Origin of the sequence: Streptomyces sp. Ag82_O1-12 (genome assembly GCF_900182715.1) — a bacterium.
Taxonomy (GTDB): Bacteria; Actinomycetota; Actinomycetes; order Streptomycetales; family Streptomycetaceae; genus Streptomyces; species Streptomyces massasporeus.
The window spans coordinates 7,410,740-7,425,756 of record NZ_FXUW01000001.1; the positions used below are offsets into that span (position 1 = coordinate 7,410,740).

General features: G+C 71.3%; 10 protein-coding genes. 6 read left to right on the forward strand and 4 right to left on the reverse strand.

What is annotated here, in order from left to right; translation table 11 throughout:
• Positions 1-10: 10 nt before the first annotated feature.
• The gene (locus QOL88_RS33735) at positions 11-2,197 is read left to right on the forward strand and encodes a 3-hydroxyacyl-CoA dehydrogenase NAD-binding domain-containing protein (RefSeq protein ID WP_097222022.1); all 2,187 of its coding nucleotides are present in this window, start codon (positions 11-13) and stop codon (positions 2,195-2,197) included.
• Here the strand turns inward: QOL88_RS33735 and QOL88_RS33740 are convergent.
• On the reverse strand, positions 2,183-2,905 hold the full coding sequence (locus QOL88_RS33740; protein ID WP_179879029.1) for a MerR family transcriptional regulator: 723 nt from the start codon (positions 2,903-2,905) through the stop codon (positions 2,183-2,185). The genes QOL88_RS33735 and QOL88_RS33740 overlap by 15 nt on opposite strands.
• Before the next feature lie 219 nt (positions 2,906-3,124).
• On the opposite strand from QOL88_RS33740, the gene QOL88_RS33745 reads away from it, so the two are divergent.
• A complete protein-coding gene (locus QOL88_RS33745) occupies positions 3,125-4,591 on the forward strand; it encodes an amino acid permease (RefSeq protein WP_097222024.1) in 1,467 nt (488 codons plus the stop codon).
• A 58-nt stretch (positions 4,592-4,649) separates the two neighbouring features.
• Here QOL88_RS33745 and QOL88_RS33750 read toward each other — a convergent pair whose 3' ends face one another.
• Both QOL88_RS33750 and QOL88_RS33755 read right to left on the reverse strand, forming a co-directional pair.
• Entirely contained in the window at positions 4,650-5,540 is an 891-nt protein-coding gene (locus tag QOL88_RS33750; RefSeq protein ID WP_097222025.1) for an arginase family protein, read from the reverse strand.
• A gap of 335 nt (positions 5,541-5,875) precedes the next feature.
• Positions 5,876-7,378 carry a M1 family metallopeptidase gene (locus QOL88_RS33755; RefSeq protein WP_179879030.1) on the reverse strand — a complete coding sequence of 501 codons (1,503 nt, stop codon included), beginning with the start codon at positions 7,376-7,378 and terminating at the stop codon, positions 5,876-5,878.
• Positions 7,379-7,589: 211 nt separating this feature from the next.
• On the opposite strand from QOL88_RS33755, the gene QOL88_RS33760 reads away from it, so the two are divergent.
• From QOL88_RS33760 to QOL88_RS33770, 3 genes are all read left to right on the forward strand, one after another.
• On the forward strand, positions 7,590-9,545 hold the full coding sequence (locus tag QOL88_RS33760) for a Xaa-Pro dipeptidyl-peptidase (protein WP_097222027.1): 1,956 nt from the start codon (positions 7,590-7,592) through the stop codon (positions 9,543-9,545).
• The gene (locus tag QOL88_RS33765) at positions 9,542-10,816 is read left to right on the forward strand and encodes a M14 family metallopeptidase (RefSeq protein ID WP_097222028.1); all 1,275 of its coding nucleotides are present in this window, start codon (positions 9,542-9,544) and stop codon (positions 10,814-10,816) included. Before QOL88_RS33760 ends, QOL88_RS33765 begins: the two co-directional genes overlap by 4 nt.
• Before the next feature lie 85 nt (positions 10,817-10,901).
• Positions 10,902-12,626: a BCCT family transporter gene (locus tag QOL88_RS33770; protein WP_097222029.1), complete on the forward strand. Its 1,725-nt coding sequence runs from the start codon at positions 10,902-10,904 to the stop codon at positions 12,624-12,626.
• Between the two features lie 330 nt (positions 12,627-12,956).
• On the opposite strand, the gene QOL88_RS33775 is transcribed toward QOL88_RS33770, so the two are convergent.
• Positions 12,957-13,907 carry an NAD(P)/FAD-dependent oxidoreductase gene (locus QOL88_RS33775; RefSeq protein ID WP_097222030.1) on the reverse strand — a complete coding sequence of 317 codons (951 nt, stop codon included), beginning with the start codon at positions 13,905-13,907 and terminating at the stop codon, positions 12,957-12,959.
• 66 nt (positions 13,908-13,973) lie between these two features.
• On the opposite strand from QOL88_RS33775, the gene QOL88_RS33780 reads away from it, so the two are divergent.
• Positions 13,974-14,996 (forward strand): oxidoreductase, encoded by a 1,023-nt coding sequence (locus tag QOL88_RS33780; protein ID WP_097222031.1) that lies wholly within the window; start codon positions 13,974-13,976, stop codon positions 14,994-14,996.
• Positions 14,997-15,017: the final 21 nt, after the last annotated feature.

A 15,017-nucleotide genomic window follows, 5' to 3' on the forward strand; every position in this document is an offset into this window, starting at 1 on the left:
GCACCTCCACATGAGCACTGAATCCACCACCATCCGCTGGGAACAGGACCGCACCGGCCTCGTCACCCTCGTCATCGACGACCCCAACCAGTCCGCGAACACCATGAACCAGGCGTTCCGCGACTCGCTGGCCGCCGTCACCGACCGCCTGGAGGCCGAGAAGGACTCCATCCGGGGCGTCATCATCACCTCCGCGAAGAAGACCTTCTTCGCCGGCGGCGACCTGCGCGACCTCATCCGCGTCACGCCCGAGACCGCCCAGGAGCTCTTCGACGGCGGCATGGCCATCAAGCGGAACCTGCGCCGCATCGAGACCCTCGGCAAGCCCGTCGTCGCCGCCCTCAACGGCGCGGCCCTCGGCGGCGGCTACGAGATCGCCCTCGCCTGCCACCACCGCGTCGCGCTCGACGCGCCCGGCTCCAAGATCGGCTGCCCCGAGGTCACCCTCGGTCTGCTCCCCGGAGGCGGCGGCGTCGTCCGCACCGTCCGCCTGCTCGGCATCGCCGACGCCCTGCTGAAGGTCCTCCTCCAGGGCACCCAGTACAGCCCGCGCCGCGCCCAGGAGAACGGCCTCGTGGATGAGGTGGCCGAGAGCCAGGAGGACATGCTCGCCAAGGCGCGCGCCTTCATCGACGCCAACCCCGAGTCCCAGCAGCCCTGGGACAAGCCGGGCTACCGCATCCCGGGCGGCACGCCGGCCAACCCCAAGTTCGCCGCTAACCTGCCCGCCTTCCCGGCCAGCCTGCGCAAGCAGACGAACGGCGCCCCCTACCCGGCCCCGCGCAACATCCTGGCCGCAGCCGTCGAGGGCTCTCAGGTCGACTTCGAGACCGCCCAGGTCATCGAGGCCCGCTACTTCGTGGACCTCGCGGCCGGCCAGACCTCGAAGAACATGATCCAGGCCTTCTTCTTCGACCTCCAGGCCGTCAACTCCGGCGCCAACCGCCCCCAGGGCATCGAGCCCCGCAAGGTCCGCAAGGTCGCCGTCCTCGGCGCCGGGATGATGGGCGCCGGCATCGCCTACTCCTGCGCCCGCGCCGGCATCGACGTCGTCCTCAAGGACGTCTCCCTGGAGGCGGCCCTCAAGGGCAAGGGCTACTCCGAGAAGCTGTGCGCCAAGGCCGTCTCCAAGGGCCGTACGTCCCAGGAGAAGGCCGACGCGCTGCTCGCCCGCATCACCCCGACCGCCGAGGCGCAGGACCTGGCCGGCTGCGACGCCGTCATCGAGGCCGTCTTCGAGGACACCTCCCTCAAGCACAAGGTGTTCCAGGAGATCCAACACGTCGTGGAGCCCGACGCGCTGCTCTGCTCCAACACCTCCACCCTGCCCATCACCGCCCTCGCCGAAGGCGTCGAGCGCCAGGGCGACTTCATCGGCCTGCACTTCTTCTCGCCCGTCGACAAGATGCCGCTCGTCGAGATCATCAAGGGCGAGCGCACCGGCGAGGAGGCTCTGGCCCGCGCCTTCGACCTGGTCCGGCAGATCAACAAGACGCCGATCGTCGTCAACGACTCGCGCGGCTTCTTCACCTCCCGCGTCATCGGCCACTTCATCAACGAGGGCGTCGCGATGGTCGGCGAGGGCATCGAGCCCGCCTCGGTCGAGCAGGCCGCCGCCCAGGCCGGCTATCCGGCCAAGGTGCTGTCCCTGATGGACGAACTGACGCTGACCCTGCCCCGCAAGATCCGGGCCGAGACCCGGCGCGCGGTCGAGGAGGCGGGCGGCACCTGGACGGCCCACCCCGCCGAGGCCGTCATCGACCGCATGGTCGACGAGTTCGGCCGCACCGGCCGCAGCGGGGGCGCCGGCTTCTACGACTACGGCGACGACGGCAAGCGCACCGGCCTGTGGCCCGGGCTGCGCGAGCACTACACCAAGCCGGGGTATCGGATCCCGTTCCGGGACATGCAGGAGCGCATGCTGTTCTCCGAGGCGCTGGACACCGTCCGGCTGCTGGAGGAGGGCGTGCTGACCTCCGTCGCCGACGCCAACATCGGCTCCATCTTCGGCATCGGCTTCCCGGGCTGGACCGGCGGCGTGCTCCAGTACATCAACGGCTACGAAGGGGGCCTGCCCGGCTTCGTGGCACGCGCGCGCGAACTCGCCGAGCAGTACGGGGAGCGCTTCGCCCCGCCCGCGCTGCTGGTGGAGAAGGCGGAGAAGGGGGAGCGGTTCAGCGACTCAGCCCGCGGCTGACCCGCCGGAGCCCGACGGCCCGGTGAGCCACTCGCCCAGCTCTTCCTTCAGCGACCGCTGAAACGCGGTGAGGAGCGCCTGCACCACCAGAGGGTGCATGTGCGCGGACAAGGAGCGCACGTCCCGCGCGTCGCGCTCCGCCACCTCGCCGCGGAAGAGCTGGGACAGCTCCCGGGCCGCGGCACGCGTGTGGTCGACGAGGACCTCGCGCGCCGCGAAGATCGCCTCCTGGGACAGCGGCACGTCCAGCAGCCCGGCGCCGAGCCGGAGCAGACCGAGGTCGGCCTCGTACCCGCCGTCCGCGGGCCGGATCACACCCATCGCGACGAGCCGCTCGACGTCCTCGTCGCCGAGCATCCGCCCGGCCCGCCGCTCCAGCTCCGCCCGCGTGACCGTCTCGACGGTCTCCGGCGCCCAGGAGGCCACCACGGCCCGGTGGATGGCCAGGTCGTGCGCGCTCAGGTCCGACGGCAGCTGCCGCAGGTAGCGCTCGATGCCGGCCAGCGTCATGCCCTGCTGCTGCAACTCCTCGATCAGCGCCAGCCGGGCCAGATGCTCACTCCCGTAGTGCCCCACGCGCCGCGGACCGAGCATCGGCGGTGGCAACAGCCCTTTGGTGCCGTAGAAGCGGACCGTGCGCACCGTGACGCCCGTCCGGGCGGCCAGCTCGTCGATCGTGAGGGTCGGCTCCTCGGCGTCGGTCGTCATGTGCAGCAGTATCGCTGTCTCACCAGTGCTGTGAAACCTCCGGCGCCGAACGTGAAGGCCGTGTGAGAAGTAGCGCTCTGTGACGTGTGCCATCGCGTGAGCCCCGCAGGGCGGGGGAAGGTGGCCCCTTGGTCTGTGCCCTGACAGAGGGCCCAGACCTTATGTACGTCCGGAAGCCGAGCGTGACCCGCTCGGGCGCACCAGAGAAGTGGATCCACCGTGAGCAAGGACGCCGTGAACACGGCTGCGGCCACGCCGCGTACCGATGCGGCCGCAGTGCCCGCGGACGCGGGCGACGCCGGCTACAGCAAGGACCTCAAGCCCCGCCACGTCAACATGATCGCCATCGGAGGCGCCATCGGCACCGGGCTCTTCCTGGGCGCGGGCGGCCGCCTGCACAACGCGGGCCCGGCGCTGGCGATCGCCTACCTGGTCTGCGGCATCTTCGCCTTCTTCGTGGTCCGGGCCCTCGGCGAGCTCGTGCTCTACCGCCCCTCCTCGGGTTCCTTCGTGTCGTACGCGCGCGAGTTCCTCGGCGAGAAGGGCGCCTACATCGCCGGCTGGATGTACTTCCTGAACTGGTCGACCACCGGCATCGCCGACATCACCGCGATCGCGCTCTACACGCACTACTGGAGCATGTTCACGGACATCCCGCAGTGGGTGCTCGCGCTGGTCGCCCTCGCGGTCGTCCTGGCGGTGAACCTGATCTCGGTGAAGTACTTCGGCGAGATGGAGTTCTGGTTCGCGATCATCAAGGTCGCCACGCTCGTCGGGTTCATGTTGATCGGCATCTTCCTGCTCGCCACGCAGCACGAGGTGGGCGGCCAGACCCCGGGCCTGGGCGTCATCACCGACAACGGCGGCGTCTTCCCGCACGGCATGATGCCCGTCGTCCTGGTCATGCAGGGCGTGATCTTCGCGTACGCCGCACTGGAGCTGGTCGGTGTCGCCGCGGGCGAGACCGCCGAGCCGGAGAAGGTCGTCCCGCGCGCGGTGAACTCGATCATGTGGCGGGTGGGCCTCTTCTACGTGGGCTCGGTCGTCCTGCTGGCCCTGCTCCTGCCGGGTTCGGTCTACTCGGCCGACCAGAGCCCCTTCGTCACGGTGCTGTCGAAGATCGGCGTCCCGGCCGCGGGCGACGTGATGAACCTGGTCGTCCTGACGGCCGCCATGTCCTCCCTCAACTCCGGCCTGTACTCCACGGGCCGCATCCTGCGCTCCATGGCGATGGCGGGCTCCGCGCCGAAGTTCACCGCGCGCATGAACCGCAGCCAGGTCCCCTACGGCGGCATCCTGCTGACCTGCGGGGTGTGCGTGCTCGGCGTCGGCCTGAACTTCCTCGTGCCGGCCCAGGCCTTCGAGATCGTGCTGAACGTCGCCTCCCTCGGCATCATCAGCACCTGGGTGATCATCATGGTCTGCCACCTGGTCTTCGTCCGCCGCGCCAAGGACGGCCAGGTCACCCGCCCCTCCTTCCGGCTTCCCTTCAGCCCGGTCACCGAGATCACCACGATCGCCTTCCTGCTGGCCTGTCTCGGCATGATGTGGAACGACCCCGAGGTCGGCCGCAAGACCCTCCTCCTCATCCCCCTGATCGCGGTCATGCTGGTCGCGGGCTGGTTCGGCATCCGCCGCCGCGTCACCCGGACGACGGACCAGGAGCTGTCGCAGCTGACGAAGTAGCAGGTCGCGGCCCGTCGGGCGCCCGGCGCTGTCGGGCCCCGGCGCGGAACGGGCCGGCTCAGCCCTGGCTGTCGAAGGCCCGTACCAGGCAGTCGACGAGGCGCCGGGCGAGGGCGCCGTCGGGGTCCAAGCGGGGGTTGAAGACCGCGACGGTGAGGCCCGCCGCCCCGCCGCCCGTCAGCGCCGTGCGCAGGACGGTCTCCAGCTCCTGCCAGGTCAGCCCGTCCGGCTGCCGGTAGTCGACGGCCGGCATGACCGCGTCGTTCAGGACGTCGACGTCGAGATGGATCCAGTACCCGGCGCCCGTGCCGTCACCGGTCAGCACCCGGACGGCGCGCCGGGCCGCCTCGGCCGCCCCCAGGGCGCGCACGGTGTCCAGCTCCAGCGCGTGCAGCGCCGACGGCAGCGGCTGCATCCCGTACCCCGCGGACTCTTCCGCGTCCCGGAACCCCAGGGCGACGACGTCCGCGTCGCGCACGAGCGGGCCCCGGCCCTCCAGGTCGGCCAGCACCCGCGGTCCGCGCCCGGTGGCCAGGGCGAGCTCCATGGAGGCCACCTCGCCCGCGGGCTCCGCCGAAGGCTGGTAGAAGTCGGTGTGCCCGTCCAGGAAGAGCAGGCCGTGCCGGTCGTCGCGGCGGCGCAGTGCCAGCAGAGTGCCGAGCAGCACGCTGCAGTCGCCGCCGAGCACGACGGGGAAGCGGCCGTGGCCGAGGACGTCGCCCACGTCGTCGGCCAGCGCGACGGAGTACGCGGCGATGCCGCCCGGATTCAGGAGCCCCGTCGCCGGATCCCGCGCCGGGTCGTACGGGGGCGGTTCCACCCGGCCCGAGTGCCGCGCACCGAGCCCTTCGGCCAGTCCGGCCCCGAGGAGCGCCGCGGGCAGGTCCTCGACCCCGGTGGGGCGCAGCCCGAGCACGGACGGCGCCTCGACGATCGCCAGCTTCCGCACGTCCGGCTCCCTCGTCAGCAGCCTCGCCCTCACACGTCACGGTGTACGGGCGTCACCCTGACGGGGCAGCACATCGACACCCCCGTGCGGGAGGCCCGCCGCCGGGTCGAGCGGGGCGGCGGGCCGTGCGGCGGGTCGGCCCGCAGCCGGGTCGCGCCGGACGCCTCTGCGGCGGGCCTTCCGTCGCCGGGTCGCGCCGGACGTCTCCGGCGGCGGGCTTCACGTCGCCGGGTCGCGCCGGGCGCCCCCCCCCACGACACCCGGGTGTCAGTGCCCACGCACCTTCGCCGATACAGGGTGCCAGTGCCCCCGCATCCCCGCCCGACCCGCGGATATCAGTGCCCGTGCACCCCGTTCGTCGCGGCGATCCGCTTCCACGACCTGGGCTGGGACACGCCCTTCGCTCCCTCGGCGCCCTTGGCCACCGCCGCGGCCCGAGCCGCCGGCACCCCCGGCTTCGACGGCTGGAACAGCCACGTGTCGAAGAGCGCGGTCAGCGGCTTGCCCGAGACCTCCTCCGCGTACCGCCGGAAGTCCGCCACCGAGGCGTTGCCATGGGCGTACTTCGCGGGCCAGCCCTTGAGGATCGCGAAGAACGACTCGTCACCGACCTTGTTGCGCAGCGCCTGGACGGCCAGTGCGCCACGGTCGTAGACCGCGATGTCGAACTGGTTCTCCGGGCCCGGGTCCCCGGGCTTCACCGTCCAGAACGGGTCGTCGCCCGGATGCGAGGCGTACACGTAGTCGGCGAGTTCCTGCGCCGTGCCCTCGCCCTCGTGCTCCGACCACAGCCACTGCGCGTACCGCGCGAACCCCTCGTTGATCCAGATGTCCTTCCAGCCCTTGAGCGACACCTCGTCGCCGTACCACTGGTGGGCCAGCTCATGGACGACGACCGACACGTTCGACCCGTTCGCGAACTGCCGAGGGCTGTAGAACGGCCGCGTCTGGGTCTCCAGCGCGTACCCGGTGTCCGTGTTCGGCACGTACCCGCCGAGCGCGCTGTAGGGATACGGCCCGAAGTACCCGGCCAGCCAGTCCGCGATCTCCCCGGTCCGTTCGATGCTCGCCCGCGCCGCCCCGGCGTTCGCGCCGAGGTCCTTGCTGTAGGCGTTGAGGACCGGGATGCCGCCCTCGGTCGTGCCGGTCGTGATGTCGAACTTCCCGACCGCGAGCGTGGCGAGGTACGTGGCCTGCGGCTTGTCGGACCGCCAGTTCCAGCGGGTCCAGCCGAGCTTCGAACTCGTCGACTGGAGCGTGCCGTTGGAGATGGCCTGCGTACCGTCCGGGACCAGCACGGAGACGTCGTAGGTCGCCTTGTCCAGGGGATGGTCGTTGGCCGGGAACCACCACGCGGCAGCCTCGGGCTCGTTCGCCGCGACACCGCCGTCCGGGGTGCGGTGCCAGCTGGTGAAACCGAAGGCCTGCTTCGACGACGGCACCCCGCGGTAGCGCACCACGACCGTGACGGGCGCGCCCTTGGCCAGCGGGGTCTTCGGCGTGATCTCCAGCTCCTGCTCGCCCGAGGTCCGCAGCGACGCCTTGACGCCGTTGACGCGCACCTCGTCGACGTCCAGCAGGAAGTCCAGGTTGAAACTCGTCAGGTCCTGCGTGGCGCGGGCCACGAGGGTCGCCGTGCCCTCCAGTTCGTCCGTGGCGGGCTGGTACTTCAGCCGGAGGTCGTAGTGGGAGACGTCGTATCCGCCGTTGCCGTAGGCCGGGTAGTAGGGGTCGCCGATACCCGGCGCGCCGGGGGAGTGGGGGGCGGCCGATGCCGGGATCGCCAGCAGGAGAACGGCCGCTGCCAGGGCTCCCGGCGCGATGATTCTGCGGTGCACGCAAGGCTCCAAGTCGTAGGGTCCCGAGGTCTTCCGGGGTCTGTCCGGAGCCTATTGACTCCCTGTGCCACTGATCATGTCCATGGCCCCTGCTGTCACACGATCGCCATTCGGCCGACATGAGACACCCGCCCCGCGGGCGCGTCGCGGACACGCCGGTCCGTCAGCTGCCCCCTTCTGAACAGGAGTTCACCGATGTACCGTCCGGCGCATGCCGAAACGCACGCGCTTCACGACCTGGAGACCGCTCGCGACGGCGGCCACGGCCGCCCTCTTGGCCACCCTGCTGACCCCGGCGGCCGCACAGGCCGCCCCGCGCGGGAGTGAACCCGTCCACTCCTACGAGGACGCCATCCGCGAGGCCGTCTGGGTGGACACCGGTCTCGACGGTGACCGGGACGGAAAGCCCGACCGGGTCGCCGTCGACATCGTCCGCCCCCGCGAAACCGCCCGGCAGGGCCGCAAGGTCCCCGTCATCATGGACGCCAGCCCGTACTACTCCTGTTGCGGGCGCGGCAACGAGAGCCAGAAGAAGACCTACGACGCGCAGGGCCGTGTCGCACAGATGCCGCTCTACTACGACAACTACTTCGTGCCGCGCGGCTACGCCGTCGTCGGCGTGGACCTGGCCGGAACCAACCGCTCCGACGGCTGCGTCGACGTCGGCGGCCGCTCCGACATCCAGTCCGCGAAGGCCGTCGTCGACTGGCTGAACGGCCGTGCGAAGGCCTACACGACCCGCACCGGCGCCACTCGCGCCCAGGCCGGCTGGACCAACGGCCGCACCGGCATGATCGGCAAGAGCTGGGACGGCACCATCGCAAATGGCGTCGCCGCCACCGGCGTCAAGGGCCTCAAGACCATCGTCCCGATCAGCGCCATCTCCTCCTGGTACGACTACTACTTCCAACAGGGCGCCCCCCTCTACGACTCCGGTCCCGAGTGGCTGTCGGACTACGTCGACAGCCCCGACGCCCGCGCCAAGTGCGCGGCCGTCCAGCGCAAGCTCGTCGACGGCGCGCCGCGCACCGGCGACTGGACCCCGCTGTGGAGCGAGCGCGACTACGTGAAGGCCGCGCGCAAGGTCAAGGCCAGCGTCTTCCTGGTCCACGGCATGCAGGACCTCAACGTCCGCATGAAGCACGTCGGCCCGTGGTGGAACGCCCTCGCGAAGAACGGCGTCGAGCGCAAGATCTGGCTGTCCCAGACCGGCCACGTCGACCCCTTCGACTTCCGGCGCGGCGCATGGGTCGAGACGCTGCACCGCTGGTTCGACCACGAACTCAAGGGCATCGACAACGGCATCGACCGCGAGCCCATGGCCGACATCGAGCGCGCCCCCGGCCAGTGGGACACCTCCCGGGTCTGGCCGCCGAGCGGCACGCGCACCGCCACCCTGCGCCCCGACCGGGGCACCCAGGCCGGCGTCGGCACCCTCGGCCCGCACCGCGGCCACGGCACCGAGACCTTCACCGACGACCCGAAGCGGAGCGAGACCGACTGGGCCGCGCAGATCGACAAACCCACACCGGAGAAGGCCGGTTTCACCACCCGGACGCTCACCCGGGACCTGCGCCTGTCCGGCTCCTCCGAGGTCACCGTCACCGCGACGCCCTCCACCCCGACGGCCCACCTCTCCGCCGTCCTCGTGGACCTCGGCCCCGCCACGATCCGCGACTACGCCGACGCGGGCGAAGGGATCACCACCCTCACCGACCGCACCTGCTGGGGCGCGAGCACCACCGCGGACAGCTCCTGCTTCAAGGAGACGAAGGCGAAGACCGCCGACGTCGACTACACGGTCGTCAGCCGCGGCTGGGCCGACCTCGGCAACCACGCCTCCGACCACGAGGGCTCCACGCTCACCCCGGGCGAGCGATACACGATCACCCTCGACCTCGCGGCGACCGACCATGTCATCCCGAAGGGCCACCGCCTGGCGCTGATCGTCGCGGGCACCGACCAGGGCCTCATCGACCCTCCCGCCGACAAGCCGAAGCTCACCCTCGACCTCTCCCGCACCTCCGCGCGTGTCCCGTTCACCGGCGGAGCCACCGCCTTCGCCCGCGCCACCACGGGCGCCGCCACCGCCACCCCCGACGCCACGTTCCTGGACGGCGTTCGGGAGCCGCGCACCACCCACCGTGTCCCGGAGGCGAGCCAGTGATCCGTGCAGGCGCCCTGATAGCGACCACCGCGGCCCTCACGGCCTCCCTGGTCGCCGCACCGGCCCAAGCGGCCACCGACACCCCGCCCCGCACCGGCTTCGAGCAGTCGAACGGCGCCCGCTGGACCACCCAGCCCGAGGAGCAGGACTTCCTCGAGGCCGTCGACCGGGCCGGCGCCCGCGTCTCCATGACCCGCTTCGGCACGACGAAGCAGGACCGCCCGCTCCAGCTCGTGCGGATCGGCAACCGCGCGAGCCACAACAAGGTGCTGCTCGTGTGCAGCCAGCACGGCGACGAACCCTCCGGCCGCGAGGCCTGCCTGACCACCGTCCGCGACCTCGCGTACGCCCGCGACAGCCGCACCCGGCGCTTCCTGGACCGCACCACGGTCCTGGTCGTGCCCACCGCCAACCCGGACGGCCGGGCCGCGAACACCCGCGGCAACAGCGACGGCGTCGACATCAACCGCGACCACCTCGCCCTGAAGACCGCCGAGGGGCGCGCCCTGGCCGCCGTCATCCGCGACCAGCGCCCCGACATCGTCTACGACCTGCACGAGTACGGCGTCACACCCCGGTACTACGACAAGGACCTCTTCGACCTGTGGCCGCGCAACCTCAACACCCACGAGGCGGTCCACGACGAGGCGCGGACCCTGTCCGGGGCGTACGTACGCCCCGCCGCCGAGCGGGCCGGCCACTCGACCGGCACCTACGGCATCTGGACTGACCCGGAGACCGGTGAGCCGGTCAAGCAGGTAGCCGGAGACGGACAGGAGCGCATTCTGCGCAACATGTCCGGTGTGAAGCACTCCGTCGGGCTGCTCATCGAGAGCCGGGTGGACCCGCTCACCGACGAGGAGAAGGCGGACCCGGCCCTGAACAACCGGCGCCGGGTCACCTCCCAACTCGACGCACTCAAGGGCCTGTTCGGCTACACCGACCAGCGCCGCGCCCGGATCGAGACGGCGACGGCCCGGGCCCGCCTCGCGGGCTACGCCGACACGGGCCCCGTCTACGTCGGCGGCGCCGACAACGAGGCTCCCGAACCGGATGAAATCATCTCGAACCCACCCTGCGGCTACCGTCTCACCGCCGCCCAGTACGCCGAGGTGGGCGATGAACTCGCGCTGCACGGAGTACGCGTGCGCAAGGACGGCGAGGGTGTGCTCGTGCCCCTGCGCCAGCCCCTGCGGGCGCTCGTGCCGCTGCTGCTCGACGACCGGGCCGAGTACCACCTGACAGGAGGTTCATACGAAACCGCTTGTTGAGAGGGGTGAAATTCCGCCACCCGTGGTAGCAGCGTTTACGGAGGACCTACATCCTCCTCCGATGTCCCGATGAAAGGTTCCGCCTGTGACGCAAGAACGACCAAGCGACAAGGACTCCCCGGAGGGAGCCACGCTGCCCGGGTCGGAAGCGGGTCTGGCCGGTCAGGACCGACCGCAGACCGACCGCATCGTCTTCGGCGTCACGGCGGTGCTCACCCTCGCCTTCGTGGTCTGGGGCGCCACCGCGACCGACTCGCTCGAAGACGTCTCCACCAGCATGCTCGGCGGGCTGATGCACAACGGCGGCTGGGCGTTCATGCTCGCGGCCTCCGGCTTCGTCGTCTTCGCCCTCTGGCTCGCCATCAGCCGCTACGGCCGTATCCACCTCGGTGCGGAGGGTGAGGAGCCCGAGTTCCGCACGGTGTCCTGGGTCGCGATGATGTTCAGCGCCGGCATGGGCATCGGCCTGATGTTCTACGGCGTGAGCGAGCCGCTCTCGCACTACGGCACGCCCCCGCCGGGCACCGACCCGGCCGACTCCGGCGAACGCATGGAGACGGCCATGGCCACCACCCTGTTCCACTGGACGCTCCACCCCTGGGCGATCTACGCGGTGGTCGGCCTCGCCATCGCCTACAGCACCTTCCGCAGGCGGCGCCGGCAGACCATCAGCGCCGTCTTCACCCCGCTCATCGGCAGGAAGCACGCCAACGGCGGCATCGGCCGGGCCATCGACGTCCTGGCGATCATCGCGACCGTCTTCGGCTCCGCCGCCTCCCTGGGGCTCGGCGCACTCCAGATCGGCTCCGGTGTCCAGGAGCTGAAGTGGATGGACGAGGTGAGCACCGGGCTGCTCGTCACGATCATCGCGGTGCTGACCCTGGCCTTCGTCGCGTCCGCCATCTCCGGTGTGGAGAAGGGCATTCAGTGGCTGTCCAACACCAACATGGTGCTGGCACTGATCCTCGCCCTGTTCGTGTTCGTGGCGGGCCCGACCATCATCGTCCTCGACCTGCTGCCCACCTCCGTCTTCGCCTACCTCGGCGACCTGCCCCAGCTGGCCGGCCGGACCGAGGCGAGCGGTGGCAAGGGCGTGGCCGACTGGCTGGGCAGCTGGACGGTCTTCTACTGGGCGTGGTGGATCTCCTGGACGCCGTTCGTCGGCATGTTCATCGCCCGCATCAGCCGGGGCCGCACGATCCGCCAGTTCGTCGGCGGTGTCATCCTCGTGCCCAGCACGGTCAGCCTGATCTGGTTCGCGATCTTCGGCGGTTCGGCCATGAAGATGCAGGAGGAGGGGCAGCTCGGCAAGGAGGCGACTCCGGAGGGGCAGCTCTTCGACGTGCTCCAGCAGTTCCCCGTCGCCACCGTCACGAGCCTGCTCGTGATGGTCCTCGTCGGCATCTTCTTCGTCTCGGGCGCCGACGCGGCCTCGATCGTCATGGGCACCCTGTCGCAGAAGGGCGCGCTCGAACCGGGCCGGTTCGTGGTGGTGTTCTGGGGCGTGGTCACCGGTGCGGTGGCCGCGATCATGCTCATGGTCGGCAGCGGCCAGGGCGACGCGCTGACCGGTCTGCAGAACCTCACGATCCTCGCGGCGGCACCGTTCGTCATCGTGATGATCTTCATGTGCGTCGCCCTCATGCGCGACCTGCGCCGTGACCCGGTGATCGTGCGCGAGCAGATGGGCTCCGAGGCCGTCGAGATGGCCGTGATGGAAGGCCACAAGAAGTACGACGGCGAGTTCGAGTTCCGTGTCGGTCCGGGCCGCGGCCCGGACGTGGAGGGAGACCCGATCGGCAAGCACTGATTCGAACGGCGTGGGGCGGCCCGGGTTCCAGGAACCCGGGCCGCCCTCGCGTTTGGGTTTGCGGCTCGTGTCTGGGTCTGCGGCTCGTGTCTCGGTTTGTGGCTAGTGCCTGGGTCTGTGGCTCGTGTCTCGGTCTGCGGCTCGCGTTTGGGTCTGCGGTTTGCACCTGGGTCTGTGGCTCGTGCCTGGGTCTGCGGCCCGCGCCTCAGCCAGCGCCCTCTGTCTCAGCCTGTGCCCGGTGTCTCGGCGTGTGCCCCAGCGCCTCGGCCTGTGCCCCCGACCCTCGGTCTATGCCCCCAGCGCCTCGGCCTGTGCCCCGCGCCGACCGCCTCAGCCCGAGACCAGCCGTGCGGCCTCCTCCGCGCACCCCCAGGCCACGGTGACACCCGCGCCGCCGTGGCCGTAGTTGTGCACCAGCAGACGCCCGTCCGGCAGGGCGTCGCGCTCCAGCCGGACCGCCGGCCGGGTGGGCCGCAGCCCCACCCGGTGCCCCAGCACCCGGGCCCCGGTGATCTCCGGCCTGAGTGCCGCACAGCGGCGGATGATCGCCTCGGCCGTCGCGGGGTCGGGCTCCAGCGACCACGCGTCCTCCTCGGACGTACCGCCGAGGACGAGTCCGCCCGGCTGCGGGAACAGGTACGCGTGCTCCCCGGCCGCGTCGGTGGTGACCAGCCAGGTGTCGATCCCGGGGTTCTCCACGACGACCAACTGGCCGCGCACGGGCCGTACGGAGGGGTCGGGCACGAGTTCCCGCGCCGCGAGCCCCGCGCAGTTGACCACGACCGGCGCGTCCACCTCGGCGAAGGAGGACACCGTGCGCGTCTCGACCACGCCGCCCGCGGCGACGAACCGCTCCCGCAGCCACGGCAGATGGGCCGGCATGTCGATGAGCGGCAGCCGTGCCCGGACGCCCGTACCCGCGTACTCGTCGGCCGTGGACGCCCGCAGCCCCGGCACCCGGCCCGCCAGCCACCCGTCGGCCTCGTCGAGATCGGTCTCGCCCAGTACCCCTTCGGCCATGCGTACGCCTGCCGGTGCGGCCCGTGCCGCCAGGTCCTCGTACACCTCCAGGGACCGCAGCGCCCACGCGCGTGCCGCCGCGACCGGTTCGATCCGGTACGGCCACCACAGCGCGCCCGCGACGGCGGAGGTGGTCGCCTCGACGCCGTCCCGCGTCCACACCCGCACCGACGCCCCCCGCTCCGCGAGAACCAGGGCGGTCGTCAGCCCGACCACCCCACCGCCGACCACCACGATCTCGCCACTCGACTCACTCGTCATGCCCGGACCGTAGCGGAATGTGTCATGCCGTGCTCGCATCACCCTCAGTGTGGGAATACTCACCGTATGTGTGCCGAGTACGCGACCTTCGGCCTGGCTCCCGCGATGCGAGCCGGGGGAGTCCTCAACGACGGCGGTTACCAGGTCCACCGGGACTTCGTGGACTTCATCGTCGACGGACGCCCGCTGCTGTTCCAGCTCTCCGACCTCGACGCGGTCTCCCCGCTCGCGTCCGACGTCCCGCCCGCGATCTTCACCGCGCAGGTCCGCAGCCTGCTCCTGGAGAGCCCGGCCCCGTTACCGGGCGGCCGGTACGTCGTCTACGGCTGCCCCGAGTGCGAGGACCTGGCCTGCGGCGCCGTCACGGCCGTCATCCAGGGCGACGGCGAGGACGTCATCTGGCGGGACTTCGCCTGGCAGACCGACGACCGGGCCGACCTGGAGCTCAACGGCTACCACGGCATCGGCCCGTTCCGCTTCCGCGGCGCCGAGTACCGCACGGCACTGAGTGCCCTGCTGAACGGCTCCGCGCCCGACCCACGGCGCCGCGTCCTGCTGATCGGCGCCCGCGTCGCCGTCCTGGCCAAGCTCGCCGCGGCCCTGCGCACCATCGGCGTCGGCGCGGACATCGCCCATGACGCCGACGGCGTACCCGCCGACGAACTCCGCGGCTACGGCGCCGTCGCCTTCGGCCACGCGGTCGGCGAGCAGGAACGTGCCGCCGTCCGCCGGGCCTTCGAGCGCGCCGGGGTCCCGGTCGCCCATGTCGACGGACTCGCCCCGATCGTCCCGCTCCTCGTCGCCCAGATCGAACACGCCCTGGACCGCAGCCCCGCCGACCGGCGCCGCCTCACCGGCCTGACCGCGACCGACGCCGGCGCGGACGTCGAGGTCACCTCCACCTGCCGCGTCACCCTCACCGCGTACCGCCTGGGCCGGCTCTCCCGCACCCACACCCACGAGATCTTCGACGGCGTCCTCGAAGCCGGCCGTCACCGCGTCGTCCTCGACGCGAAGGCCGTCAGGGGCCGGTCGTACGTCGTGGCGCGCACGTCCGGAAGCGTCCTGGTGACGGCCGTGAACCACTGAGCGGCCCGGCCGTTAGGATCG